Source organism: Brachybacterium equifaecis (genome assembly GCF_023509525.1).
Lineage (GTDB): Bacteria > Actinomycetota > Actinomycetes > Actinomycetales > Dermabacteraceae > Brachybacterium > Brachybacterium equifaecis.
In genome coordinates this window covers 876,476-901,915 of sequence record NZ_JAKNCJ010000001.1, presented here as the reverse complement: position 1 = coordinate 901,915, position 25,440 = coordinate 876,476, and the positions used below count along the sequence as shown (strand labels likewise).

The 25,440-nt window shown below is 73.3% G+C and carries 19 protein-coding genes; 6 read left to right on the top strand and 13 right to left on the bottom strand.

Annotated features, from left to right (window positions below; translation table 11 throughout):
• The first annotated feature begins 75 nt into the window (after nucleotides 1–75).
• Nucleotides 76–984 (top strand): sulfurtransferase, encoded by a 909-nt coding sequence (locus Bequi_RS04145; RefSeq protein WP_249736679.1) that lies wholly within the window; start codon nucleotides 76–78, stop codon nucleotides 982–984.
• 36 nt (nucleotides 985–1,020) lie between these two features.
• On the opposite strand, the gene Bequi_RS04140 is transcribed toward Bequi_RS04145, so the two are convergent.
• Nucleotides 1,021–2,787, bottom strand: a complete 1,767-nt coding sequence (locus Bequi_RS04140) for an alpha/beta-hydrolase family protein (RefSeq protein WP_249736678.1) — start codon at nucleotides 2,785–2,787, stop codon at nucleotides 1,021–1,023.
• 145 nt (nucleotides 2,788–2,932) lie between these two features.
• On the opposite strand from Bequi_RS04140, the gene Bequi_RS04135 reads away from it, so the two are divergent.
• On the top strand, nucleotides 2,933–3,871 hold the full coding sequence (locus Bequi_RS04135; protein ID WP_249736677.1) for a phosphoglycerate dehydrogenase: 939 nt from the start codon (nucleotides 2,933–2,935) through the stop codon (nucleotides 3,869–3,871).
• A 231-nt stretch (nucleotides 3,872–4,102) separates the two neighbouring features.
• Here the strand turns inward: Bequi_RS04135 and Bequi_RS04130 are convergent, their stop codons facing one another.
• The gene (locus Bequi_RS04130; protein ID WP_249736676.1) at nucleotides 4,103–5,830 is read right to left on the bottom strand and encodes a BCCT family transporter; all 1,728 of its coding nucleotides are present in this window, start codon (nucleotides 5,828–5,830) and stop codon (nucleotides 4,103–4,105) included.
• Between the two features lie 167 nt (nucleotides 5,831–5,997).
• Nucleotides 5,998–6,732 (bottom strand): 5'-methylthioadenosine/S-adenosylhomocysteine nucleosidase, encoded by a 735-nt coding sequence (gene mtnN / locus Bequi_RS04125; RefSeq protein ID WP_249736675.1) that lies wholly within the window; start codon nucleotides 6,730–6,732, stop codon nucleotides 5,998–6,000.
• A 95-nt stretch (nucleotides 6,733–6,827) separates the two neighbouring features.
• Here mtnN and Bequi_RS04120 point away from each other — a divergent pair, with 95 nt between their 5' ends.
• Nucleotides 6,828–7,736, top strand: coding sequence for an alpha/beta hydrolase fold domain-containing protein (locus tag Bequi_RS04120; RefSeq protein WP_249736674.1), 909 nt, complete (start codon nucleotides 6,828–6,830; stop codon nucleotides 7,734–7,736).
• 65 nt (nucleotides 7,737–7,801) lie between these two features.
• Here the strand turns inward: Bequi_RS04120 and Bequi_RS04115 are convergent, their stop codons facing one another.
• From Bequi_RS04115 to Bequi_RS04075, 9 genes are all read right to left on the bottom strand, one after another.
• Entirely contained in the window at nucleotides 7,802–8,533 is a 732-nt protein-coding gene (locus Bequi_RS04115) for a lysoplasmalogenase family protein (protein ID WP_249736673.1), read from the bottom strand.
• Nucleotides 8,534–8,628: 95 nt separating this feature from the next.
• Complete coding sequence (gene argS, locus Bequi_RS04110) at nucleotides 8,629–10,389, bottom strand: arginine--tRNA ligase (RefSeq protein WP_249736672.1); 1,761 nt, start codon at nucleotides 10,387–10,389, stop codon at nucleotides 8,629–8,631.
• Between the two features lie 65 nt (nucleotides 10,390–10,454).
• On the bottom strand, nucleotides 10,455–11,144 hold the full coding sequence (locus Bequi_RS04105) for an N-acetylmannosamine-6-phosphate 2-epimerase (RefSeq protein WP_249736671.1): 690 nt from the start codon (nucleotides 11,142–11,144) through the stop codon (nucleotides 10,455–10,457).
• A gap of 75 nt (nucleotides 11,145–11,219) precedes the next feature.
• On the bottom strand, nucleotides 11,220–12,179 hold the full coding sequence (locus Bequi_RS04100) for an ROK family protein (RefSeq protein ID WP_249736670.1): 960 nt from the start codon (nucleotides 12,177–12,179) through the stop codon (nucleotides 11,220–11,222).
• A gap of 25 nt (nucleotides 12,180–12,204) precedes the next feature.
• Nucleotides 12,205–13,140 (bottom strand): dihydrodipicolinate synthase family protein, encoded by a 936-nt coding sequence (locus Bequi_RS04095; RefSeq protein ID WP_249736669.1) that lies wholly within the window; start codon nucleotides 13,138–13,140, stop codon nucleotides 12,205–12,207.
• A gap of 20 nt (nucleotides 13,141–13,160) precedes the next feature.
• Complete coding sequence (locus Bequi_RS04090) at nucleotides 13,161–13,970, bottom strand: ABC transporter ATP-binding protein (RefSeq protein ID WP_249736668.1); 810 nt, start codon at nucleotides 13,968–13,970, stop codon at nucleotides 13,161–13,163.
• Nucleotides 13,967–16,114: a dipeptide/oligopeptide/nickel ABC transporter permease/ATP-binding protein gene (locus Bequi_RS04085; RefSeq protein ID WP_249736667.1), complete on the bottom strand. Its 2,148-nt coding sequence runs from the start codon at nucleotides 16,112–16,114 to the stop codon at nucleotides 13,967–13,969. The genes Bequi_RS04090 and Bequi_RS04085 overlap by 4 nt, the downstream gene beginning before the upstream one ends.
• 1 nt (nucleotide 16,115) lies before the next feature.
• Nucleotides 16,116–17,081 carry an ABC transporter permease gene (locus Bequi_RS04080; protein ID WP_249736666.1) on the bottom strand — a complete coding sequence of 322 codons (966 nt, stop codon included), beginning with the start codon at nucleotides 17,079–17,081 and terminating at the stop codon, nucleotides 16,116–16,118.
• Nucleotides 17,082–17,174: 93 nt separating this feature from the next.
• Nucleotides 17,175–18,800 (bottom strand): ABC transporter substrate-binding protein, encoded by a 1,626-nt coding sequence (locus tag Bequi_RS04075; RefSeq protein WP_249736665.1) that lies wholly within the window; start codon nucleotides 18,798–18,800, stop codon nucleotides 17,175–17,177.
• 184 nt (nucleotides 18,801–18,984) lie between these two features.
• On the opposite strand from Bequi_RS04075, the gene Bequi_RS04070 reads away from it, so the two are divergent.
• From Bequi_RS04070 to Bequi_RS04060, 3 genes are all read left to right on the top strand, one after another.
• The gene (locus Bequi_RS04070; RefSeq protein ID WP_249736664.1) at nucleotides 18,985–20,874 is read left to right on the top strand and encodes a sialidase family protein; all 1,890 of its coding nucleotides are present in this window, start codon (nucleotides 18,985–18,987) and stop codon (nucleotides 20,872–20,874) included.
• A 94-nt stretch (nucleotides 20,875–20,968) separates the two neighbouring features.
• A complete protein-coding gene (locus tag Bequi_RS04065) occupies nucleotides 20,969–21,868 on the top strand; it encodes a FadR/GntR family transcriptional regulator (protein ID WP_249736663.1) in 900 nt (299 codons plus the stop codon).
• 76 nt (nucleotides 21,869–21,944) lie between these two features.
• The gene (locus tag Bequi_RS04060) at nucleotides 21,945–23,822 is read left to right on the top strand and encodes a DUF7937 domain-containing protein (protein WP_249736662.1); all 1,878 of its coding nucleotides are present in this window, start codon (nucleotides 21,945–21,947) and stop codon (nucleotides 23,820–23,822) included.
• Here Bequi_RS04060 and Bequi_RS04055 read toward each other — a convergent pair whose 3' ends face one another.
• Nucleotides 23,823–25,349 carry an MFS transporter gene (locus tag Bequi_RS04055; protein WP_249736661.1) on the bottom strand — a complete coding sequence of 509 codons (1,527 nt, stop codon included), beginning with the start codon at nucleotides 25,347–25,349 and terminating at the stop codon, nucleotides 23,823–23,825.
• Nucleotides 25,350–25,440: the final 91 nt, after the last annotated feature.

Genomic DNA, 25,440 nt, shown 5'->3' with positions numbered 1-25,440 from the left:
GGGGCGGGCAGCCGTGGAGCCGTCTCCCAGGCGGGTCCCCGGCCCGGCGGAGGGCGGGAGCCTACGCTTGAGCGCATGACGCCCACCGATCCCGCACCCGCAGAGGTCCCCCCGATCCTGGATGCGCAGCAGTTCCGGGAGCTCGCCCGGCGCCCCGATGCCCGCGTGATCGATGTGCGCTGGGCGCTGGACGGCAGCAAGGGCCGCCACACCTACCTGGCCGGGCACATCCCGGGCGCCGTGTACGCGGATCTCGGCTCCGACCTCGCCGCGCCTGCATCCCGGGAGGCAGGGCGCCACCCCCTTCCGTCCCCGGAGGACTTCGCCGCGGCGATGTCCAGGCTGGGCATCGCGAACGGCACCGTCGTCCTCGCCTACGACGACACCGACGGCTCCCAGGCCGCGCGACTGGTCTGGATGCTGCGGGCCGTCGGCACCCCGGCGGGACTGCTCGACGGCGGGCTCGGCGCCTGGCTCGAGGACGGCGGGGAGGACGGTTCCCCGGGCAGCGCCGGTCGCAGCGTGCGCGTCACCCAGGACGACGTCGCCCCGCCCCGTGCGCGCTTCGCCCCCACGCCCTGGGGGCCCGAGGCGATCGCCACGATCGACGAGACAGAGGCGGCGGGCCGCTCCGCCGGAGCCGTCGTGATCGACGCCCGCGCGGGGGAGCGCTACCGCGGGGAGATGGAGCCGATGGACGCCCGCGCCGGGCACGTGCCGGGCGCGGTGAACGCCCCGTTCACCGGGAACCTCGGCCAGGACGGCCGCTTCCTCCCGCCCGCGGCCCTGCGGGAGCGGTTCGCGGCGGTCGGCGTGCACGAGGGCGCAGACGTCATCGTGTACTGCGGCTCCGGGGTCACCGCCGCCCACGACCTGCTGGCGCTCGAGCGCGCGGGTGTGCACGGGGCGCGGCTGTTCCCGGGATCGTGGTCGCAGTGGAGCGCCGACGAGTCGCGAGAGGTCGCCACCGGCCCCGAGGCCTGACCGCCGACCCTGACCGCGGCCCCTGAGCGCCGACCCTCACCCGCGCGGCAGCCCCTCGCGCCGGATCGCCGCGATCATCGCGCGGCGATCGATCGCGGGATCCAGCCCCAGCACCCCGGCCCACACCGCCACGAGCTCCTCGTGATAGCTGTGGCCGTGGCCCCCGCCGACCTCCCCGGACAGCGGCATGTCGGCCGCGAGCTGCCAGAACGTGATCCACGGGAACCAGCGCACCGCCGGGGCCACGTCGCGCCCGGCCCGCTCGCGCAGCCAGTCCGGCTTCTCCCACAGCAGTCGGGGGCTCCACCACACGACCGGATCCGAGGCGTGCTGGACGTAGGCGATCCGCGGCGCCTCCCACGGACCGAAGGGCGCGGCCTCAGGGGCCCCGATCGGCCGCAGGGGGCGCAGCAGATCCGCGGGTGCGGTGGCGAAGCGGATGTGCCGACCGCCGCCGACCACGGGCGCGATCTGGAGGGATCCGCGCTCCCGGGTGCGGGTGAGCTCTCCGGCGATGGGGGTGAAGCCCGGCGTGCCCGTCCAGACGGCACCGTCGGTCCGCTCGAGCATGTCCTCGGCATCGGCGAACGCGGCCTGGCCGCCGAAGGACCCGAGCGACTCTCCGGCCACCAGCAGTCGCGGGCGCCTGCTCGCGGGCAGGGCGTCGATGCGCGCGCGCACGGCCTCGAAGGCGAGGCGCCCGGCCTGCTGCGGCGTGCGACGGTCCAGCAGGTAGTTCAGGGCGCTCGACCAGGCCGAGTACTGCAGGGAGGCGGTCGCGCAGTTGCCGCCGGTGAGCATCTCGATCGCGCTGAGGGACCACTGCTGCAGCCAGCCCGTGCCCGTGCCTGTGAAGAGGACGATCACCTCGCGCTCCCAGGCGCCGGTGCGATCGAGCTCGGCGAGCATCGCCGCGACGGTCTGCTCGAGGCTGCTGCCGGTGCGCCGTCCGGCGTAGACGCGGATCGGCTCGAGAGCGGGCGCCCCGGTCGCGCGGGCGATCGCGTCGGCCGACGCGCCGGCGGCGACGATCCGCCGACCGGCGGCGCCGAGCGTCTCCCACAGCTGGGTGGAGCCCGGGCCGCCCGAGCGCAGGGGCGAGCTGGGCGGCCGCAGTCCGGGGGAGAGCAGCATGTTCGCGCGCTCGGCGCGCTCCATGGCCCGCGCGAGCACCTGGCCCCTCCACAGCAGGTCCACCGCGATGGCGCCGGTCGCGGCGGTGAGCAGCGCGGAGCCGGCGCCGACGGCCGGCGGCGGCAGGTGCGGGCGCAGAGCCGCGCGGTAGAGGCGCCCGGTCGCGGTCAGCGCGCGCACCCCCAGCAGGAGCGCTCCGGAGATCCCGAGCCCCGCGGCGGTGCCGACCACGGGGGTCGCGAGGCTCTTCGGCTCCTGGCCGACGAGCCGGCTGATCTCGCCCTGTCGCGAGGCGCCGCGCAGCCAGCTCACCGTGCTGATCGCGATCAGGGCAGTCCCTCCGCCCCAGCGCAGCAGGTGCCCGGAGGCGCGAGGCAGCCTGCGAGCCCGCAGGGGAGAGGGAGAGGGGAGGGCACGCAGGCCCGTGCGCAGGGCCGTGCGCAGGGCGCGGGAGCCGACAGCGCCGACGGCGTACCCGCAGCTCGTGGAGGCGGCGCCGTTGATCGCCCACATCCACCACGTGCGGGGCAGGAGGCTCGGGGAGGTCGCGATCCACAGGGCGCCGGCGGCACCGAGGGATCCCGCGGCGCTCAGCGGCACCCGGGTCGCCGCGCGCCGCGCCGCACGGGCGAGGGGCCGGAGCGGTCGGAGGGCGTCGCCTGCGCGCATGGCACCACGGTAGGGCACGGCGCATCCAGGCGAGATGCACGCGGGCGGGATCCATGCAGCCGGGACGCACGCATCCGGGACGCACGCAGGGAGCGCGAAGCAGTCTCCCCGCGGATGAGGAGGGGGCACCGCTAGCCTGGGAGGCATGAAGATTCTGCTTCCTGACACCATCGACCTGGATCCCGCGCTGCCGGAGGGCTGGGAGTCGGCGACCATCGACGCCCGCGCCGAGATCCCCGAGGAGCACTGGGACGCCGCCGCCATGGTCGTCTGGGGCAGCTCGAGGAAGAACCTGGCCAGCGCGGCCCAGAACCTCCCTGACCTGCGGCTCGTGCAGTCGCTGATGGCGGGCGTGGACCACATCATGAAGGCCGGCTTCGGCGACGGCGTCCAGATCGCCAGCGGCTCAGGCCTGCATTCCGCGACCGTCACCGAGCACACCCTCGCCCTGCTGCTGTCGCTGGTGCGGCGCCTGCCCGAGGCGCGCCTCGCGCAGGAGCAGCACGAGTGGTCCCGAGAGCTCGGCGGCATCCAGGAGCTGCACCCGGAGGGCCGGATCACCACGCTGCTCGAGGCGCGCGTGCTCATCTGGGGCTTCGGAGAGATCGGCCAGCACCTCGCCCCGGTGCTGAAGGCGCTCGGCGCGGAGGTCACGGGCGCGGCCCGCTCCGCAGGCGAGCGCGCAGGCTTCCCGGTCATCGCCGAGGAGGACGTCCTCGGCGCGCTTTCCGAGACGGACGTGCTGATCTGCGTCCTTCCCGCCACCGACGCGACCGAGCGCGCCATCGGGGCCGAGGTGTTCGACGCCCTGCCCGAGCACGCGATTGTCGTGAACGTCGGCCGCGGCACGACGCTCGACCAGGACGCCCTGCTCGCCGCCCTGGAGGACGGTCGGATCGGCTCCGCGGCGATCGACGTCACCGACCCCGAGCCGCTCCCCTCGGACAGCCCCCTGTGGGACGCCCCGCGGCTGCTCATCACCCCGCACGGCGCCGGGGGCCGGCCCGTCGGCGCGTCCGAGCGCATCGCCGAGAACCTGCGCAGGCTGGACGCGGGCGAGGAGCTGCTGCACGAGGCCGGCTGAGGCGCGGGGAGGGACGCGCGCGCCTGGGCCGAGGCGCGGGGCGGCGTGGCGCGTGAGGCGCGGCCGCTGCTGCGCACGCCCGAGATGCACGTGAGGACCCGAGATCGATCGATCTCGGGTCCTCACGTGCATCTCGGCGCCTCAGGGGACGGGGCGCGTCAGGGGACGGGGCGACTCAGGGGGCTGGGCGCGGGCTGTCAGCCCGGCCCCGCTGTCCGCCTGGCCCTGCCGTCAGGCCCGGTCCGCGCCGTCCGCCTGGAGGCGCTGCTCGACCTCGGCGGCGACGGCCGGGCCGAGCTTGTCGGCGACCTGCGCCTGGACCGTCGACTCGACGTGCTCGGTGATGCGGTGGTCGTAGCGCTGGGTGTACTCGCGCTGGCGGATCTCCAGCTCGAGCTCCTCGATCACCTCGACCTCCCGGCTCAGCTCCTTCCACACCGAGATCATCATGCCGATCATGACCACGGAGAACGGAGCGGCCGACAGCAGCGCGAGCGCCTGCAGCGCGCTCATCCCCGCGGTGTCCCCGCCGTGCCACAGCCCCATCCCGATGAGGGCGGCGGCGATGACGCCCGAGGCCACGGCCCAGAAGATGCGCGTGATGCGCGGCGGGCTCGTGTCGCCGCGGTGGGCGATCATGTCCACCACGAACGCGCCGGAGTCGGCGCTGGTGATGAAGAAGATCGAGACCAGCACGATCGCGATCCCCGAGAGGATCGCCCCGCCCGGCAGGTTCGCGAACATGTCGAACAGCGCGGTGTCGGCATTGATGGAGCCGTCGGCCTGGCGCAGGTCGAGCCCGCGCAGCACCATCTGCGAGATGGCGGTGCCGCCCATGATCGTGAACCAGAGCATCGTGACGAGGGTCGGCACGAGGAGCACGCCGATGATGAACTCGCGCACGGTGCGGCCGCGCGAGATGCGGGCGATGAACACGCCCACGAACGGCGACCAGCTCATCCACCAGCCCCAGTAGTTGACGGTCCAGCCGTTGACCCAGGCCGCGCCCTTGTCGCCGAAGAACGGCATGGTCTGGAAGGACAGCTGGATGAAGTTCTGCAGGTAGTAGCCGATCCCGGAGACGAAGTCGCGCAGCAGGAAGAGCGTCGGCCCGAGGATCAGGATCGTCACGAGCAGCACCGCCGCCAGGGCGAGGTTCGTGTTCGAGAGGTAGCGGATGCCCTTGTCGACGCCCGATGCCGCCGACAGCGTCGCGACCGCGGTGATCAGGAGGATCAGGGGGACCTTGATCCATTCCTGGTCGGCCGAGAAGATCCCGAGGTGCTCGAGGCCCGCGAAGATCTGGTTCACGCCGAAGCCGAGCGAGGTCGCGATGCCGAAGAGCGTGCCGACGATCGCGATGATGTCGATGGCGTCGCCGATCCAGGTGTCGGTGCGCTTGCCGAGGATCGGCTCGAGCGCCCAGCGGATCGAGATCGGGCGGCCCCTGCGGTGCACGGCGTAGGCGATCGCGAGGCCGACGACCACGTAGATCGACCAGGCATGCAGGCCCCAGTGCAGGAAGGTCTGCCCCATCGCGCGGTTCGCGCGCGCCTCGGTGGCGAGGTTCTGGGCGTTCGGCGGGACCTGGTCGCCGCCGGCGAAGAACGTGAGGGGCTCAGCGGCGCCCCAGAACACGAGGCCGATGCCCATTCCGGCGGCGAACAGCATCGAGAACCAGGAGAGCAGCCCGTACTCGGGCTTCTCGTCGTCCTTGCCGAGGCGGATCTTCCCCAGTCGGGAGACGGCCACGATGATCGAGAACGCGACGAACACCGCGACGACCAGGACGTAGTACCAGCCGACGGCGTCGACCACCGCGGTGTTGACCGCGCCGATCACCGTGCTGAAGGGGCCCGGCAGGAGGAGGGCCAGCAGCACCGCCACGGCGACGATCCCGCCGGAGATGAAGAAGACGGGCTTGGACAGGGTGCTGGGCGGACTGGGGGTCGAGGACATGCGTGCTCTTCTCGTCGTGGGGGCCTGCCGCGCGGGGGAGCGGGGCAGGTGCCGGCTGACGGCGCAGCGCGCTGCGGGGCGCGTGCGCGTCCCGGCGATGGGAGGAGGTGGCCTGGGGCCGTCCTCCACCGTAGGGGCCCTCGGCGGCGAAAGCCGAGCCCAGCCCCTCAGAGGGTGAGAACCAGCTCGCTGACGGCGCGGGCCGACAGCTCCGCCACGAGGTCGAGCTCGAGGTGGAACTGCTGATCGGCGGCGGGGCCGCACAGATCCGAGACGGCCCGCACGGCGACGAAGGGCGTGCCGAGCGCCGCGCAGGCCTGCGCGATGCCCGTGGTCTCCATGTCGGCGCTGAGGGCGCCGGGGAAGCGCTCGCGCATGGGATCCGCGAGCGGAGCGGTCACGAAGGCGTCCCCGGAGAGCATGAGCCCGGTGCGCACGGGGTGCGTGCCGACGGCGGCGCGGGCGGCGGCCTCGGCGCGCTCGCGCAGGTCGGCGTCGGCCTCGAACTGCACCGGGCCGCCGGGCACCTGCCCCGGCGCGTAGCCGAAGGCGGTGGCGTCGGCCAGGGAGTAGGAGAACTGCGCGCCGATGATCAGCGTGCCGACCTCGACGTCGGCGGCGAGGCCCCCGGCGGAGCCCGCGGAGATCACGGCGCGGGGGGCGAGGGTGAGGATCGCCCAGGTCGCTGCGGCGGCGGCAGCGGCGATCCCGATCCCCGTGGTCATCACGACGGTGTCCACGCCCGCGAGGCTGCCGCGCCAGGCGCGCTGGCTGCCGGTGAACGGCACCGCGACCTCCTGGACCTCCGTGAGGCGGGCGACGAGCGGGGAGGACTCCTCGGCCATCGCGGCGAGCACGAGGACGGGAGCGGGCTGGGCGGGGGCGAGGGGCTCGGAGGTCATGGTGTGCAGGGTATCCGGATGGCCGTTCGCTACTGTGGATCCACGCCCCGTGCGCAGCGGACGCGCAGCGGGCGAGCCCCGGAGGGAGATCGAGAATGGGTCGGATCCAGGACGCCGTCGTGGTCGGAGCGCGCACTGTCAGGCGGATGCCCCTGCCGCGGCCGCTCTACACCCACACCGTGCGCGAGGCGCGCCGCCCCCTGCCGCCCGGGGCCGTGCAGAAGCGCCACGCGATCGACACCGAGATGGTGGGCCGCACGCGGTGCCTGTGGCTGGACCGCCATCGCGCGGACGAGGGCGTCATCGTGCACCTCCACTCCGGCGCCTACGTCTCCGGCCCCTTCTCGGGGGACTGGGCCTGGCTCTCCGCGCAGGCCGACGCCCGCGGCTGCGCGGGCCTCATGATCGACTACCGCGTCGCCCCCGACCACCAGCACCCCGTCGCGCTCGATGACACCGAGGCGGTCCTCGCGCAGCTCGCCGAGCAGGGCGTGCTCGCGGGCGGCTGGATCCTCGCCGGCCACAACGCGGGGGCGGGGATGGCGCTCGCGATCGCCCGCCGCCTGCGGGACGGGGAGGGCGCGCTCGCCGGGGTGCCCGCCCCGGATCTGATCGTCGCGATGTCGCCGTGGCTGGACCTCGAGCTCGGCACGACGGGGATCTCCGAGACCGGTCAGCGCGACTTCCCCCACGAGCGCCGGCTGCTGCTGCACGCCGCGCGCGCCTACGCGGGCCGCACCCCGCTCAGCGACCCCGACCTCTCCCCGGTGAACGCTCCGCTCGCGGGGCTGCCCCCGGTGCACCTCAGCGTCGGCGAGAAGGACATCTTCCTCAGCGATGCCCGCGTCGCCCGGCTCCAGCTCGAGGAGGCGGGGCTGCCGATCACCTACCGGGAGATCCCGGGGCGGCTCACGATGATGCCGGGCATGCGGCGCGGGGAGTCGATGGGGCGCCTGCTGCGGGAGCAGTCGGCCGCCATCGCCGACGCGCTCGCCCGCGACTGAACGCCTGGGACTGAACGCCCGGGACTGGACGGCGCGCCCGCCCGGGCCCTCGGCCTCCCGCCCCCTCAGAGCCCGATGAGCTCCTGCGAGTCGGTGATGATCAGGCGCGCGCCGGCGGAGTCCGACGCGGGCGCGTCCCAGCGGCGCCGTGGGATCGTGCGCAGCAGGCCTGCGACCATGAGCGCCTCGCCCAGGAAGTAGCTCAGCATCACCCAGATGTCCGCGAGCGGCAGCCATGCCCCCGGCAGGAACCACGCCATCCCCAGCACCGAGCTGGAGAAGAGCAGCAGCGTGCCGCCCACCCACGTGAGCGGGTTGACCCCCGCCGCGAGGAACGCGACCAGCGCGAGCGCGAGCGCATAGGCCATCAGCAGCGGCAGCAGGCCGCCGGCGCCGTCGAGGCACGCGATCAGCAGTCCCACCACGACCGCGCCGTAGGGGATCGCCAGCAGCAGCCGCAGACCGTCAGGGCCTCGCGACCACAGGGGTGCCAGCGCGCACGCGTAGACCAGCAGCGCCAGCAGGAACAGGGTGGTCGCGGCGGGCCTCGGCCACGGGGTGAAGACGGGCAGCAGATCCCCCAGCGCGCACAGCGCGAGAGCCGCGACCAGCAGGCGCGCGGTGCGGGTGGCGAGAGGCACGGCGGCGATCACCGCCGCCAGCAGCAGCGGCAGCGTGAGGGACTGCGTGACCTGCTGCAGCAGGGGCGCGTCGACCAGCATCGAGCCGAGATGGGCGAGCGCCACGAGGGCATAGAGGAGCCATGCTCCTCGATGCGCTGCCCGGCTCCGCTCCACCCCCTCAGGCTAGAAGGCGATGGCGCCCCTGACCAGGGATCCTGTGCCTTTCCTGGGACACGGTTCGGTCACGGAAGGACACGATCGGGTCACGCTCACATCTGCTGCGGCGCGTTCACCCCGAGCGCGGCGAGACCCTCGACGAGCACCTGCTCGGTGAGCTGGGCGAGGGCGAGCCTGCCGGCGCGCACTTCGGGGTCCGTCTCCTTGAGGATGGGGGAGGCCTCGTAGAAGCCGGTGAACGCCTGGGCCAGCGAGAACAGGTACGCGCACAGGCGGTGCGGCTCGTATTGCAGCCCCGCCTGCACGAGAGTCGGGCCGAACTGCAGCAGCTCCAGCGCGAGCGCGCGCTCGGCGGCGTTCTCGACCAGCGGCGCGCTCGCCGGCGCGATGCCCTGCGCTGCTGCGCGGCGCGAGATCGAGCGGATGCGCGCCACGGCGTACTGCAGGTACGGGGCGGTGTTGCCGGTCAGCGCGAGCATGCGGTCGAGATCGAACACGTAGTCGGAGTCGTGCGCGGTGGACAGATCCGCGTACTTCACCCCGCCGATGCCGATGTCGTGGGCGATCGAGGCGCGCTCGTCCTCGGAGAGGTCGGGGCGCAGCTCGTCGATCACGGTGCGGGCCTTCGCCACGGCCTCCTCCAGCAGCGCCATCAGGCGCAGCGAGGAGCCCGAGCGGGTGCGCAGGATCTTGCCGTCCTCGCCGAGCACCGAGCCGATCTTCACGTGCGTGGCCTCGACGCTCTCCGGCAGCCAGCCGGCCTCGCGCGCGATCGAGAAGACCATCTGGAAGTGGAGCTCCTGCGCGGTGCCGACGACGTAGGCGATGCGGTCGGCGTGCAGATCGCGCACGCGATGGCGGATCGCGGTGAGGTCGGTGGTCGCGTAGCCGTAGCCGCCGTCGGACTTGCGGATGATCAGCGGCAGCGGCTGCTCGTCGCGGCCGATGAACCCCGCGGGGAAGACGCATAGCGCGCCGTCGGACATCCGCGCGATGCCGGCGGCCTCGAGGTCCGCGCAGGTCTGCGCGAGCTCGTCGTTGTAGGTCGACTCGCCCGCGAGGTGCTCGTCGCGCAGGGTGACGTCGAGCATGTCGTAGATGCGGTGGAAGTAGCCCTTGGACAGCCCCACCAGGTGCTCCCAGATCCGCAGGGACTCGGCATCCCCGCCCTGGAGGGTCGCGACGCGGCGCCGCGCGCGGGTCGCGAAGTCGCTTCCGTCGGCCGACGGACCCTCGGTCTCGGCGGCGTCGAACTTCGCGCGCGCGGCCTGGTAGAAGGTGTTCGGATCTGTCGCGAGGAGCTCCGCCTCGGCGCTGTCCTCACCGACCTCCAGGAGGTGCTCGATGAGCATGCCGAAGGGGGTGCCCCAGTCGCCGAGGTGGTTCTGGCGCACGACCGTGTGCCCGAGCTTCTCCAGGGTGCGCGCGAGGGCGTCGCCGACGACCGTCGTGCGCAGGTGGCCGACGTGCATCTCCTTGGCGACGTTCGGCGCGGAGTAGTCCAGCACGACCGTCTGCGGGGACTGCGCGGCGGGGACCCCGAGATCGCTGCCGGTCAGAGCGGCGGCCTGCGCGGCAATCCAGTCGGTGCGCAGGCGGATGTTCAGGAAGCCCGGCCCGGCGATCTCCAGCGGCTCCGCGATGCCCTCGAGGTCGACGGCATCCACGATCTTCTGGGCGATGTCGCGGGGCTTCATGCCCAGTCGCTTGGCGAGCCCCATGGCGGCGTTGCACTGGAAGTCGGCGAACTGCGAGGGGCGGATGATCGGATTCGCGTCGCGGTGCTCCTCGCCGAAGGCGGAGGCGAATGCGGTCTGGAAGCGCTCGGTGAGCGCGGTCTCGGGGGCTGCCATGGGGTCCAGGGTAGTAGGTGGCGTGCCTGGCCGGCGCTCCCGACCAGGCGGGTGGGGCAGGGGTCTCACGCGCCTTGCACGGCAGCGCCGAACCAGCGGGTGATCGAGGTCGGATGGGTGATCGCCGTGCCGACGACGACGGCGAACGCCCCCGCCTCGCGGCACGCGGCCGCCTGGGCGGTGGTGTGGACGCGCCCCTCGGCGACCACGGCGCGCCCCGGCAGCTGCGCGACGAGGGAGGAGAGGAGCTCGAGGTCGGGCCCCTCCGTGCTCGGTCGAGCCCCGGTGTAGCCGGCGAGAGTGGTGCCGATGATGTCGGCCCCCGCCTCGGCGGCGGCCAGGGCGGACTCCTCGCTGTCGCAGTCGGCCATCACGGGGATGTCCGTGAGATCGCGGATGCGGCGCAGGGTCTCGGCGAAGGTGAGGCCGTCGGGCCGCTCCCGCAGGGTGCCGTCGAGCGCGAGGATGTCGGCGCCGGCCTCGATCACCGCGCGGCAGTGCGCGAGGGTGGGCGTGATGAACACGCCCTCGCTGCCGTCCTTCCAGATCCCGATCACGGGGACCGTGACGGCGGTCTTCACCTGGGCGATGTCCTCGAGGCCCTGGGCGCGCACGGCCGACGCCCCGCCCTCCTCGACCGCGGCGGCGACCTGCGCCATGGTGCGCGGATCGCGCATGGGTTCGCCGGGGTAGGCCTGGCAGGAGACGATCAGCGTGCCCTCGAGGGCGCGGATGGCGGGATGCAGTGCGGGCATGGGGCTTCTCCTCGAAGAGCGGGGCGTTCAGGATTGCAGGACGCGACGCGGGCGGCGGATGATCAGGCCTGCTGATCAGGCCTGCGTGCGGCGCGCGGCATGGGCGGCGGCGCCGAGCAGCGCCGCCGAGGTGCCCGCCTGGGCGAGGACCACGGGCGTGGCGGCGACGGCATCCATCGCATCGCGGCCGACGCCGTCCAGCAGCGCGTCCCACCACAGCGATCCGGCGCCGCTGACCCCGCCGGTGACGGCCACGACCGCGGGATCCAGCACGTTGAGGAGCCCGCCGAGGGCGCGGCCCGTCGCGAGGCCCGCGTCCTCCAGCACGGTGCGCGCGAGGGCGCTGCCGTGCTCGGCCTGCTGCGCGATCTCGGCGGTGCTGAGGGCGCTGCCGCCCTCGCGCCGGTAGCGCGCGAAGATGCCCGGCCCCGAGGCCCACCCCTCGAGATGGCCGCTGCGGCCGCACGGGCACAGCACCCCGTCGGCCCCGGGGCAGGGGATGTGGCCGACGTGACCGGCGACCCCGCGCGCGCCGGTGCGGATCTCGCCGTCCTCGACGAGCGCGCCGCCGATCCCGGTGCCCACGGCGAGCAGCAGCAGGGAGGGGTGCGCTGCGCCGGCGCCGAAGAGCGCCTCGCCGAGGCCGTGCGCGTGGACGTCGTTGAGCACATGCGCGGGAGCGCCGAGGTCCGCACGGAGCCGGCCGGCGATGTCCGTGCCGGTCCAGCCGGGCAGGGAATCGGTGGCGGCGAGCACGGTGCCGTGCTCGAGGTCGATCACCCCGGCGGAGGCGACGCCGATCGAGTCGATCGGCCGGGGGCTGTCAGCGGCGGCGCCCCGCTCCGCCGCGCTCGCCGTCAGCGCGCTCCTCGCGAGGCGCACCGCCGCCGCGAGCACCGCGTCCGCGCCGTCGGCTGCGGGGGTCGGCCCCGTGGTGAGACCGCGGACCACGGGCGGGGCGCCGTCCCCGGGGAGCTCGACGAGGGCGGCGCTGATCTTCGTCCCCCCGATGTCCAGGGCGAGGTGCGTGCTCATCGCGCGGTCCCGGATCCGGGGCGCCTCACAGCAGCTCAGTCTCCACCAGCAGCGTCCGGATCCGCTCGACGGCCTCGCCCTCGATGGGCGACATCGGCTCGCTCATCGTGTTCGTGGAGATCACGCCGAGCGCGCGCAGGGCGGTCTTGAACGCGCCGACGCCCGCGGCCGGGCCGACCTTCCCGACCGGCTGGAAGACGATCTCGAACAGGCGGGAGAGCCGCTCCTGCTCGGCCTTCATCGCCGCCCAGTCCTCGCTGACCGCCGCGCGGTGCAGCCGCGCGTAGCCCGCCGGGTCCACGTTCCCGAGCCCGGGCACCACGCCGTCGGCCCCCGCGAGATAGGCGCCGTCGACGACCACCTCGTGGCCCGTGAGCAGGCTCAGCGGCGAGCCCGCCGCGCGGTTCAGGGCGGCGAGGCGCCGGAAGCCGACGTCATCGCCCGAGGAGTCCTTCACGCCCGCAAGGCAACCGTCGGATCCCAGGCGCACGAGCATGTCGGCCCCGAGCTTGGTGTGCACGCACACCGGCAGGTCGTACGCCCACACGGGCGCCGAGGCGGCCTCGGCGAGCAGGCGGAAGTGGCGCTCGATCTCCTCGGGGCCGGTGATCGAGTAGAACGGGGCGGTCGCGACGTAGCCGGCGGGGGAGAAGCGCTCGGCCGCGCGCATGTGCGCCTGCACCCGCCGGGTCTGCATGTCGATGACCCCGACGAGGACCGGCACCTGGCCGGCGACGATTCCCGTGACGGCCTCGAGGATGCGCTCGCGCATGGCGTCCTCGAAGTAGGCGACCTCGCTCGAGGAGCCCAGGGCGAAGATCCCGTCGACTCCTCCGTCGATCTGGTGAGCGATGAGCCGCTCGAGCGAGGGCAGATCGAGCTCTCCGTCGGCGGTGAGCGGGGTGACGAGCGGGGGGACGACGCCGGCGAGCCGGTCGGCGGTGGGGGTGCGGGGGGACATGGGGGGTTCCTTCCTGGAGCTCACAGCAGCGCGGGCGTCGCGGCGAGCAGCGTGCGGGTGTAGTCGTCCTGGGGGTCGGCGAAGATGTCGGCGGAGGGGCCCTGCTCCACGACCTTCCCGCTGTTCATCACGAGGAGGCGGTCGGAGACGAAGCGGACGGTGTTCATGTCGTGGGAGATGAACACGAGCCCGAGCCCGAGCTCGGACTTCAGATCCATCAGCAGGTTCAGGACCTGCGCGCGGACCGACACGTCCAGGGCCGAGGTCGGCTCGTCGGCGATGATGATGTCGGGCTCGAGGGCGAGAGCACGGGCGATCGCGACGCGCTGGCGCTGGCCGCCGGAGATCTGCCGCGGGAGCACGTCCGAGGCGGAGGCCGGCAGGCCCACCATGTGCAGCAGCTCGCGCACGCGGGAGCGGCGGGAGCGCTCGTCCCCGATGCCGTGCACGCGCAGCGGGTCGATGAGCGTGTCCTTGACCGCCATGCGGGGGTTCAGCGCGGTCGCCGGGTCCTGGAAGACCACGGAGATCGCCCGGCCCCGCTCGCGCCGGGCCGCGCGGTCGCGGTCCACGGGGCGCCCCCGGTAGAGGACCTCCCCGGAGGTCACGCTCTGCAGGCCCAGCATGACGTTCGCGAGGGTCGACTTGCCGGAGCCCGACTCGCCGACGATCCCGATCACCTCGCCCTTGCGGACGGTCACCGAGATGCCGTCGACAGCCCGGATGGTGTCCGGCTTCAGCAGGGATCCGCTGCGCAGGGTGTGCACGACGGTGATGTCGCGCAGGTCGAGGATCTCCTCCAGGGGAGATGCGGTGCTCGCATGGCTCATCGCGCTGCTCCGATCAGGGACTCGGGGATGTCCTCGGTGGTGCCCACGCGATGCGTGGTGCCGGGGATCTGCAGGAGGCTGGGCTTCACATCGAGGCCGACGCCCGGGCGGCTGGAGCGCGGTGCGAAGCGATCGCCCGCGACGAACTCCCGCGGCGAGGGCACGGTGCCCTGGACCTGGTGGAGCCGCGCGGCACCGGCCTCGATCGAGAGCACCGATCCGAGCAGCCCCTGCGTGTACTCGTGCCGGGGATCGGTCAGCAGCTGGGCGGTGTCCGCCTGCTCGACGACCTGGCCCGCGTACATGACCGTGATCCGGTGCGCGAGCTGCGCGACCAGGGCCAGGTCGTGGGAGACGAACAGCATCGCGAACCCGAGCTCCTCGCGCAGGCTGTTCAGGAGGTCCACGACCTGCTTCTGGACGGTGACGTCGAGCGCGGTGGTGGGCTCGTCGGCGATGAGGATCCGAGGGTCCCGGGTGAGCGCCATCGCGATCAGGACGCGCTGGCGCTGGCCGCCGGAGAGCTCGTGGGGGTAGGAGCTCAGCGTGCGCGCGGGATCGAGGCCCACCAGCTCCAGCAGATCCTCGGCGCTGCGGGTGCCGCCGCGCTTCGTCAGCTGCGCCATCTGCGAGCGGATGAGCATCGAGGGGTTCAGCGAGGACAGGGCGTCCTGGTAGATCATCGCGATCTCCCTGCCGCGCACGCCGTTCAGCTCCTTCTGCGACATGCCGAGCAGGTCGCGCCCGCCCAGCAGGGCCTGCCCGGAGATGCGGGCCGTGCGGGGGAGGAGCCCCATGAGCGCCATCGAGGTGACCGACTTGCCGGAGCCGGACTCGCCCACCAGTCCCATGGTCTCGCCGGGCCGGATGTCGAAGCTGACGCCGTCGACGATGTCGACGTCCCCGTGCGCCCCGGGGAAGGCGACGCGCAGATCGCGCACGCTCAGCAGGGGCTCCAGCGGCGTCTCGGCGGGCAGGACCAGACGGTCCGTGCGCCGCGACTCGGCCGTGCGCAGCGCGCCGAGGGACTCCAGCAGCAGCGTCCGTCGCGTCTGCTCGTCGGTGAGGCCGAGGACGAGCCCGTCGTCCGCCGCGGCGCTCGCCGGCGCCTGCGCGGCGGCCTCGTCGGCGGCGATGCGGGCGTCGGCGGCCTCGCGGTCCTGCTCCGCCCGCTCGAGAGCGATCTCGGGCTCCGCCTCCGGGACCGGCCCGCCGTGCGCGGCCATCTCCTGCGCGCTCTCCTGCTCGCGGCGCTCGTCGGCGTCGACGTCGGCCCGGTGCTTGATGCGCGGGGCCGCGAAGGCGTCGGTGATGCCCTCGGACAGGATGTTCAGGCCCAGCACCGTGATGAGGATGAACAGGCCCGGGAAGAACGTGGGCCACCACGCGCCGCTCAGCAGCGCCTGCTTGCCCTCGGAGAGGATGTTGCCCCACGAGGGGGCGGGCGGCTGCACGCCGGCGTTGATGAAGGAGAGCGAGGCCTCCAGCACGATCGCGTCGGCCACGAGGACGGTCGCGAAGACCATGATCGGGGCGAGGCAGTTGCGCGCGACGTGCGTGACGAGGATCCACGGGGTCGAGGCCCCCATGACCTTCGAGGCGCTCACGTAGTCCTCGCCGTACTGGGAGAGAACGTTGGCGCGGACCACGCGGGCGAGCTGCGGGACGTACAGGAAGCCGATCGCGAGGATCAGCACGGTGATCGAGGTGCCGAAGACGGCCACGAACACGGCGGCGAGCGCGATGCCGGGGAAGGCCATCACGACGTCCAGGAGGCGCATGACGATCTCGGAGGCCCACTTGTGGGCGGTGGCTGCGAAGGAGCCGATGATCGCTGCGGCCAGGAGCGCGAGGCCCGTGGCGGCGAAGCCGATCAGCAGCGAGTAGCGCGCGCCGTGGGCCACGCGCGAGAAGACGTCGCGGCCGATCCGGTCCGTGCCGAACCAGTGCTCGGCGCTCGGCGCCTGCAGCGGGGTGCCGGTGGTGAGCGGCGAGTGCTGCGCGATGAGCGGTGCGAAGATCGCGAGGATCGCCAGCAGCGCGAGGAACGCGATCGCCACCAGGTTCGGCCAGCGCATCCCGCGCAGGGAGGCCAGGGTGCCGCCGGAGGCGCGGCGGAGCTTCTGCTCGAGGTTCGGTCGCATGTCAGATGCTCCTGATCCGCGGGTTGACCAGCACGTAGAGGATGTCGACGATCAGGTTGACCAGGATGAACGCGATCGCGACGGTCAGGGTCACGCCCTGCACGAGGAACACGTCGTTGCGCTGGATGCCGTCGAGGATGAGCTTTCCCATCGCCTGGATGTTGAAGATGATCTCGATGATGACGGCGCCGCCCATGAGGTAGCCGACGCGCAGGCCCAGCACGGTGATCGGGTTGATCAGCGCGTTGCGCAGCACGTTCCGGCCGACGACCACCGGGTAGGGGATGCCCGCGCCGATGGCCGTGCGCACGTAGTCGCGGTCCAGCTCCTCCACCATCGAGGTGCGCACCACGCGGGTGAGCGACCCCGCGACGGGGACTGCGAGGGCGAGAGCGGGCAGGAAGATGTTGTTGGCGTAGCGCGCGGGATCGTCGAAGAACCCGACCCAGCGGCCGACGAGCGCCGGGAAGAAGCCCCAGCCGCCGGGCACGTTCCCGAGCCACTGGATCAGCAGCAGCGCGAGCCAGAAGGAGGGGGTGGCGAGGGACGCGATGGAGAGCACGCGGATCACCTGGTCCACCCAGCGGTCCCGGTACAGGGCGGCGAGGACGCCGAGGATCGTGGCAGCGACGGCCGCGATGATCAGGCCCAGGAACGTGAGCTGGAGGGTGCGGGGGAACGCGTCGGCCACGAGCTGCGTGACCGGAACCCCGCCCGAGGAGGTGCCCAGATCTCCCTGCACCATGCCGCCGAGGAACTGGAGGTAGCGCAGCGGCAGGGGGGCGTTGAGCCCGTTCGCCTCGCGGTACGCCTCGAGCGCCGCGGGGGAGGCGGATTCGCCGAGCGCGAGCCGCGCCTGGTCCACCTTCGAGAACGACATGACGATGAAGACGAGCAGCGTGACGCCGAGGACCATGAAGGGCAGCGAGATCAGGCGTCTGCCGATGAGTCGGACGAGGTTGGCCAAAGCGGGACTTCCTTGTTCTCCGAGCGGTGGCGGGGGCGGTCGTGCACGGGGACCGGAGCGCCGCCGCTCGGCGGCGCTCCGGTCCCCGCGAGGTCACTCGCCGGTGGTGCCGACGTCCAGGAAGCTCAGTCCCGTCAGCGCGATCGGCGCGAAGTCCAGGAGCGTCGCGGCGTCGTAGGCCGTGGGGGTCTTCCGGTGGAAGAGCGGGTAGAGCGGGACGTCGTCGGACAGCAGGTCGAAGGCCTGGTGCCAGGCGTCCAGCTGCGCGGACTCCTCGGGGGTTTGCAAGCCCTGATCCAGGAGCGAATGCATCTGGGTGTAGGTCTCGGACCCCTTCCAGTGCATGCGCTGCTCGGTCCAGACCTCGCCCGCGAACCACCAGCGCATCAGCAGGTCCGCGTCATTGCCGAACACGGAGGGATCTCCGGGGGCGATCACGACGTCGTAGGCGTCGGCCGAGGCGTCGATGGTCGTGTAGAGCTCCGCCGACTGCTTCTGCTCGAAGGCGACGGTGACGCCGGCGGCCTGGAGCGACTCCTGGAGCACGGGGGTCACGTTCTGCACCCAGTCGTGGTCGGTGCACAGCATGCGGAAGCTCGTCAGGCCGGTCTCGGCGAACAGGCCCTTGGCCTTCTCGAGGTCCAGCGCGTAGACGGTCGAGGCCTTCTTGTAGGCGGGGTGGTCGGACTGCACGAAGCAGGTGGCCGCCTCGGCCTGGCCGGACATCCCGGTCTCGATGATCTTGTCGATGTCGACCGCGTACAGGAACGCCTGGCGGTTGCGGACGTCCGCGAAGGGGTTGCCCTCGGCGTGGTTGAACATCGCGAACAGGAGGCCGAAGCCCTGCACGGAGTCCACGGTCGAGGAGCCCTTGAGCTGGTCGATCGAGAGGTAGGGCACCGAGTCGATGGCCTGGACGTCCTGGGTCTGCATCGCGTTGGTGCGGGTCGCGGCATCGGGGATGACGCTCCACTCCATTTTCGCCGCGCGGGCGGGGCGGGAGCCCGTGTACGCGTCGTTGCGCTCGAACACGATGACCTTGGAGGCGGCGCTGTTGTCGGTCATCTTCCACGGGCCGGTGCCCACGGGGTTCGCATCGAACGCGTCGGCCCCGGCCTCGACGGCGGCCTTCGGGACGATCTTGACGACGGCCAGGCGCTGGGCGAGCAGTGCGGTCGGGTAGGCGAGGGTGAAGGCGACGGTGGTGTCGTCCTTTTTCTCGACCGACTGGATGAACGGGATGAACTGGGAGTACAGCGAGTGGTTCTCGGGGTCCATGACGCGCTGGAACGAGAAGACGACGTCGTCGGCCGTGACGGGGGAGCCGTCGTGGAAGACCGCGCCGTCGCGCAGGGCGACCTCGACCTGGGTGCCGTCGGCCGAGGGGAGCTCGGAGGCGAGCGCCGCGTAGACCTCGCGCGTGGCGGGGTCGATCTCGGTCAGGCCCTCCATGGTGTGCCAGTTCGCGGCGACGGTGAGGGCCGAGGAGGTGAGCATCGGGTCGAAGCCGTTGGTGCCCAGCTCGTAGCTGATGCCGGCCCGGATCGTGCCGTCGGCGTTCTCGGCGCCGGCATCGGCCGACGGCTGATCGCTCGCACCGCCCGCCGAGCGGTCGGCGGGGGCGCAGGCGCCGATGGCGGCGACGATCCCGGCTGCGGCGGCGGTGGCGCCGCCGGCGCGGAGGAGGGCGCGGCGGGAGAAGGCGGCAGTGGTACGCATGATGCTCCTTCGCATGGGTGCGTGGGGTTCCGGGCGACTGCCGACGGCCGGGAGGGCCGCGGAAGCGCATTGGAGGGCGACACATAAGATGTCTGATGAATGATGTCTGCTGCTAGGATATCGAGAGTGTGACGCAGTCGTCAAGAGCTGCGGACCAGCGGATTCCGGCGGAAGGACGCAGCGGATGAGCAGCCAGGACCATGCACCCGTCGTGCTTCCGGGCGCCCGCTTGTGCGTCACCGCCCGTCCTGCCCTCCCCGAGGCGTCCGCGGGGGTCATCGACCTCGCGCGCGCCGGCGAGCCGCAGCCGGGCGACGAGTCAAGGCCCTGGCATCGGGTCTTCCGGATCCCCGCCCTCGTAGCCCCGGCGGGACTGCCCGCATGGCTCGATGCGCCTGCGCCTGCGCCAGAGCCAGAGCCTGAACCGGGCGCGCGCACCCAGGGGCACGCCCAGGAGCGCCCCCTGCTGGCCGTCTTCGACGCCCGCCCGGACCTCGACGACCTTCCCGGCCCGGTGGACCTCGTCGCCCGCGGCAGCCGCGACGGCGGCCGGACCTGGGGCCCGCGGCGGATCCTGCGCGAAGGCCGCGGGATCGAGGGGTTCGGGGACCCCTGCGCGATCGTGGACGGGGAGCAGGTGCACGTGCTGCACTGCGCGGGCACGCGAGCGGGATTCTTCGAGTCGGCGCCGGGATGGGACGAGAGATCCGAGGAGATCCAGCACATCGACTCCCTGAGCATCGGTCCCGACGGCGCGCGCACGATCCGTCGTCACACCGCTTCCCTGCGCTCGAGCGTGCGCACGCTGCTGCGGGAGCACGGGGAGGATGAGGGCGCGGACGAGGCGTCCGAGGGTGCGGCCGGGCTGTTCGTCGCCTCCGGGCACGGCATCCGGCTCGGGCGCGAGCCCCGGGCCGGGAGGCTGCTGGCCGCGGCGCTCGCCCGCATCGGCGACGCCCTGCGGGTGGTGGTCATCGCCTCCGATGACCGCTCGCGCAGCTGGCAGGCGCTCGCCGTCCTCCCGCCCGGCGGCAACGAGGCGGTCCTCGCGGAGCTGGAGGACGGCACGCTCGTGCTCCATGCCCGGCGGCCCGGCTGCCGGATCGAGTCGCGCAGCGGCGATGGCGGCGCGACGTTCACTCCCTGGCGGGAGGTCCCCGCGCTCCCCGATCCGGGCACCAACGGCGATCTGCTGGCGATGCCGGCCCCCGGCGATCGGGCGGGGGCGAGCACGGGCACGTCGGAGCCGGAGATGCTCCTCGTCTCCCACTGCGCCGATCCCGAGATCCGCCGCCGCCTCATGCTCATCGCGAGCGCGGACGGCGGCGCGCACTGGGATCGCCGCCTGGTGCTCGAGGGGGAGGGGGCGTCCTACTCGGCGCTGGCGGACGCCGGCGGCGGAGCGGTGGGCGCCCTCTGGGAGGCCGACGGGCACCGGGTGGTGCGCTTCCGGCGCGTGGAGACCTCGCAGCTGCGCCCGCCTGCCGAGGCGGGATCGGAACCGGAACCGGAACCGGGGCCGTCCCTCGGCGCCCCTGTCCACTCCCGCGTCGGCACCCAGGCCGGGACCGTCGTCCCCCGCGGCACCCTGGTGCTGCGCCATGTCGCTCTCGCGCCGCTGGGCGAGCGCCGAGAAGGGCTCCGCATCGCGAGCGACGCGGGCGCGTGGTCGCCGGCGGAGTTCAAGATCGTCGCCGGCCAGGAGCAGATCCTCGTCGCACGGGAGCACCTCGAGGAGATGCTCGGCCCGGACCGCTCGGACCTCCGCGCGGGAGATGAGCTCTGCGTCGACGGCCGCGCGATCCTGCCTGGCGGAGACGGAGACGGAGACGGAGACGGAGCCGGACGCGGCGGCGGAGGCGGATGCGGAGACGGACGCGGCGGCGGGGGCATCGGAGCGGGGGCCGAGGTGCGGCTGGTCGTCGGCGAGGGGCACGGGCGCATCGCCGCGCGCTGGAGCGCCGACGCCGCCGAGATCCGGATCGGCCCCACGGCCATCCGCCTGCAGGCGGGGGACTTCACCGCGCGCGGGGACGTCCCCCTGCGCCTGGATCTGGCCGGGGAGGGCCGGTGACCAGCGCCACGCACCCGGAAGCAGGGCGCGTCGGGCAGGATGGCTACAGCTCAACAGGGTCGCATCCGCGGCACGCGCTGCGAGGAGATGTCTGGTGAACACGACCCCTGAATCATCGGCCCCCGAATCATCGGCCCCCGAATCGTCGGCCCCCGGATCACCGACCCGCCACCCGTCGGCCCGAGAGCCGTCCGCTGGGGCGGAGCCGCGCGCGACCCCGCGCGCCGGAGCGCTCGATCCCAGGCCCCGGCCCGTCAGCCGCGGCGCGAACGCCGTGCAGGCGATCAAGGACCTCATCGTCGGCAGCCGCCTGCGCCCCGGGGACCCGATGCCGACGGAGAACGAGCTGGTCGACGCGCTCGGCGTCTCCCGCTCGAGCGTCCGCGAGGCCCTGCGCACCCTGCAGTCCCTGGACATCGTCGACATCCAGCACGGGCGGGGGATGACGGTGGGGAGCCTGTCGCTGCGGCCGATGGTCGAGGCGGTCACCTTCCGGGCGGGCCTGGACGCGGACGATGACCTCTCCGTGCTGCGCGAGGTCGTGGACATCCGCCTGCAGCTGGACCTCGGCAGCGCCGAGCGCCTCGCGGAGCTGTACGAGGGGACCTCGCAGTCGCAGCTGCGCCAGCACGTCGAGGCGATGCGCCGGGCCTTCGAGGCGGGGGAGTCCTTCGCCGCGCACGACGAGGCCTTCCACCGCGAGCTCACCACCGTCACGGGCAACAGCACTCTCGTCGGGCTCGTGCTCGGGTTCTGGGAGGTCCACACGCGCACGCTCCCGGTGCTCGGACTGCCGCAGGCCGAGGACATCCGCGAGACCATCGAGGCGCACGAGCAGATGCTCGACGCCCTCGAGCACGGCGACACCCAGGCCTATCGGGCCGCTGTGCTCGCCCACTACCGCCCGCTGCAGAGGCTGCTGGCGGATGCGGCGGGGCGGCGCACGGCGACCCCGTCGGCGCGCTTCCCGGAGCCGCGCGACCTGCGCTCATAGACTCGGGGGCGCGCCGGCGCGCCCTCAGGGCACGCAGCCGGCGCAGACAGCCGGTGGAGCAGAAGGGGACTCAGGAATGGCCGATCGCAGCCATCAGGCGCGAGGCGAGAGCGAGGACTGGATCTTCGAGGCCGATCCGGGCACCCACGCCACGGAGAAGCTGCCGGGCGCCGAGGAGCTGGAGGCTCTGGCCGCCGCGCGCGCCGCGGCTGCGCAGGAGGAGGCCGAGGCCGCAGCGGCAGCGCTCGAGCGGCGCGTCATCCGGCCCGCGCGCGCCGGTCGGCCCGTCGGCTCCGGACCGCGCGCGATCGCCGAGCAGCGTCGCGCGGAGGAGGAGGCCCTCGAGCGCGAGGCGGCCGCCGAGCGCCGGGCCGCCGTCAGCCGGGCCATCGCGCAGGAGGCCGAGGAGAAGGCCGCCGCGCATCGCGAGGCCGCGGACCGCCTGCGCGCCCAGCGCCCGCCCCGGGCCGACGCAGAGGCCGCGATCGCGACCGCTGCAGAGCCCGAGGCGGAGGACGCCGCTGCTCCCGCCGCCCCCTCGGCGCCTGCGCTGCCCCCGCCCTCCTACTCGCGCTCGGGCACCACGCCGAACGCGGAGGACGCCCCTCCCGGGTCGGCCCTCCCGGCGCGCTTCGCGGGGCTCGGCATGTTCGACGCCATCCGCGACATCACCGCGCTGGTGTGCCTGATCGCGGCGCTGTCGACCACCTTCACCGTCAGCGGTGTCGCCGCACTGGAGATCGCCGGCCGCGTGGGCGTGGGCATCGCCCTGGCGGCGCTGGTCGCCGTGCACCTGCTGCGCTGGATCCCGCAGAAGCCCCCGCTCGCGCTGATCCGCCGGGTCCGGGTGATCGGGCTCCTCCCCGCGCTCGCGGTTGCCGCCGGCACGCTCGCCACGGACCTGGTGCTCTCGATCCCGGTGCTGTTCGCCTCGCTCCCGGAGCCGCCCGTCGGCATCGGCGTGGCCGTCTCCCTGCTGCTCGCCGGAGCCCTCGTCGGCATCGAGCCGCGCGCCCACGAGGGCTGGGTGCCGGGCGAGGCCGCCCGGGCCCGCGCGACCGCCGCCCTGCGGGGCATCGGCATCGGCGCCGCGGTCGCATTCCTCCTCGCGCTCGTGATGCTCGTGGGGCGGATCTGGGTGACGGGCTGGGCGTACTCGCTGCTGACCTTCGCCTCGGCGCTCGTCTCGCTGCTGCTGCTCGCCATCGTGATCGGCTCGGCGCTGCGCCGGGACCGCTACTGGTACGTGTTCTCCGCCGCGGCCGCCTCCGGCCTCGTGCTGCTGGCGATCGCCGACAACTCGCTGCGGCTCCAGTTCGCCGCGCCCGCGTCGTTCGCGACGCACTTCGTGTACCTGCCGTTCCTGTTCGCGGCGTGGGGCGTGATGATCTCGCGCTCCTTCGTGCGCTCGATGCCGCTCGCCTTCCAGCAGGTCGACTGGATCGTCTATGCGATGCGGGCCTTCGAGTTCAGCGCCGTCATGCACACCGCCGCCGTCCTCTGGCAGGTCGCCGCGGCGATCGCCGCCACGGGCGGCGCGGGCCACGGCGGCCCCGTGCTCCACATCGTCGATGCGCTCGTGAGCGCCTGCTACGTGGTGCTCTCCCTGTTCGCACGCCGCTCGCTGCTGGAGCGCCCGGCGAACATCGCCCGCTCGAGCGCGGTCATCGCCTCGGTGGTCATGCTCGTGCTCGGCTTCCTCGATGTGGTCGTGAACTCGCTGGCCACGGGCGCGGGAGCGGGACTGATGACGGGCGGCGTCGCACTCGCCGTCGGCGTCGCCGCCGCGCTCATGCTCACCGTGCCCGCCCCGGTGCGCGACGAGTACGGCGCCCCCGACCTGGTGCTCATGTTCGAGGACTTCCGCCGCCGCAACGCGCGCGCGATCGCCTCGGCCGACCTGCCCGACATCTCCGCGGAGCGGGCGCGGAAGAAGGGGTTCCCGGAGCGCTGATCAGCGCGCGGAAGTCCGTTGCGGCCGCATCGCGACAGCCACCACGGCCGCCGCGATCAGCATGAACACGACGCCCACGACCGAGGTCCACACGACGCCCGAGTCGAAGGCCTCCCGCGCCGAATGCAGGAGCGCGCCCGCCGCATCGGCGGGCAGGGATCCGGCGACCTCCGTCGCGCCGCCCAGGGTCTCCGAGGCGGCCTGCGCCTGCTGCGCATCGAGCCCCTCCGGCAGCACGACCCCGCTGCGGTACGCGGCATTCAGGATGCTCCCGAGCACAGCCGTGCCGAGCACCGCGCCCAGCTCGTAGGCCGTCTCCGAGATGGCTGAGGCGGCGCCGGCCTTCGAGGCGGGGACGGCCGAGAGGATGAGGTCGTTCGAGATCGTCTCGGCCATGCCGACGCCCGCGCCGAGCACCGCGAACGCGGCGATCAGGCCCGCGTCGGTCCCGGCGGATCCCGTCAGCAGGATGATCCCGTAGCCGACGGCGTTCAGCAGCAGCCCCGCGACGACCGCGTGCGCGGGCCGCACGAGCTCCACGAGCTTCACGACCGCGAGGCCCGCGATGATCGTGACGGCGAGGCCGGGCAGGAGCAGCAGCCCCGCCTCCATCGGCGTGCGGCCGCTGACGAGCTGCAGGTGCTGGGAGACGAAGTACAGGAACCCCACCATCGAGAACACACTCAGCAGGTTCGCGGCGATGGAGGCGCTGAAGGCGGGCACCGCGAACAGTCGCACATCCAGCATCGGCTCGGGGCGGCGGAGCTGCCGGCGCACGAACCAGGCGCCGACGAGGAGGGAGACGAGCGCGGCGAGCAGGACGAGCACGCTGGGACCTTCGTGCGCGAAGTTCTTCACCGCCCAGACCAGCGGCACCATCGCGGCCATCACGAGCGCAATGCTCAGCGGATCGACGGGGCCGGGATGCGGGTCCCGCGACTCGGGGATCAGCCACGGCCCGAGCGCGAGCAAGGGCACCAGCACGGGGACGGCCATCAGGAACACCGAGCCCCACCAGTAGTGCTCCAGCAGGAATCCGCCGACGATCGGGCCGAGCGCGGCGCCGCCCGAGAACCCGGCGGCCCAGATGGCGATCGCGGTGCGGCGCTCGGTGGGGTCGGTGAAGATGTTGCGGATCAGGGAGAGCGTCGCCGGCATGATCATCGCGCCGAAGAAGCCCATCGCGGCGCGCGCGGCGATGAGGGCACCCGCGCTCGGCACGAAGGCCGCGATGGCGGAGACCACGGTGAAGCCCGCCGCGCCGATCAGGAGGATCCTGCGGCGGCCGATGCGATCGCCGATGCTGCCCATCGGGACCAGCAGCCCGGCGAGGAGCAGCGGGTAGATGTCCACGATCCACAGCAGGTCCGTGCCGCTCGGGCGCAGCGCCGTGGAGATCGCGGGGATCGCGAAGGCGAGCACCGTGTTGTCCACCGAGACCAGCAGCACCGGCAGCATCAGCACCGCGAGCGCGAGCCAGCGGGTGCGGGGGGCGGAGCTCGGGAGCGGGCTCACGGGGGTGGACACGGGTACCTCCAGTGCAACATCAGGGACCACCCCTGCTGGGCGGCCTTGCCGACCCTACGGATCGGCTCCTGGACTCCTACAGGGGAAGGTG